Below are 716 nucleotides of genomic sequence, written 5' to 3'. Positions count from 1 at the left end.
GATAGATGTGTAGCCGTCCATGGGCGCGGAAGTTACCCTCGGTCCATGCCCATCCGACCAACTCCACCAGTTCGTTGCGGACACCGGAGGCTTTCGGCAGGTTGAACGGGGCTGAGCGCTTGACCATGGACTCCGACGTGAGGTCCCTGGTTGTGCGCCACCGCATCGTGGCGCTGCCGCCGCGCCTATTACGCTCCCAGGTGGGCCACCGGTGGTCGGCCGTAACGAGCGCCGAGATGCCTTTCCCGTGGATTCTGAGCATGCGCTCGTCGGTCGCGTCGAATCGGTGAACCTGCTCGACGGGGGCAAACCCAGCGATGCCGGTTTCGACATTCAGACTGGCGACCAAGTCACCGACCTCAACCTCGTCATGCAGTCGCCAACCGTGAACGGTCAGAATCTCGGTCTGCTCGTCGGCGCAGAAAAAGTCAACGGCGGTGAGCATCAGAATGGTGCCTCTCCGGTCTGGCTCGCCCACGGGTCATCCTGGGGCTGCGGTACCTGCGTCGCCTGCCCGCGTTGGCTGCGGTTGACGATGGCGGTCTGGGTGCGCAGCGAGGGTCCGATGTCGTCCACGGACAGCTCGAAGGTGGTGCGGCGCTGACCCTCCTTGTCCTCGTAGGAGCGCGACTGGAGCTCACCGGTCACGATGACCCGCATGCCCCTGCGGAGGGTGTCGGCGGCGTGCTCGGCCATGTCGCGCCAGACGGTGCAGC

The 716-nt window shown here is 65.4% G+C and carries 2 protein-coding genes; both read right to left on the bottom strand.

Going from position 1 to position 716, the window contains the following annotated elements; all coding sequences use genetic code 11:
- The coding region (locus tag ACTQZK_RS13220) for a hypothetical protein (protein WP_441899746.1) at positions 1 to 478 on the bottom strand (478 nt) is incomplete at its 3' end.
- On the bottom strand, positions 445 to 716 hold a 272-nt coding region (locus ACTQZK_RS13215; RefSeq protein WP_441899745.1), incomplete at its 5' end, for a single-stranded DNA-binding protein. The genes ACTQZK_RS13215 and ACTQZK_RS13220, both read right to left, overlap by 34 nt.

The sequence above is a fragment of the Paraeggerthella sp. LCP19S3_G8 genome (assembly GCF_052119225.1).
Lineage (GTDB): Bacteria > Actinomycetota > Coriobacteriia > Coriobacteriales > Eggerthellaceae > Paraeggerthella > Paraeggerthella hominis.
This window is presented reverse-complemented; position numbering and strand designations above follow the sequence as displayed.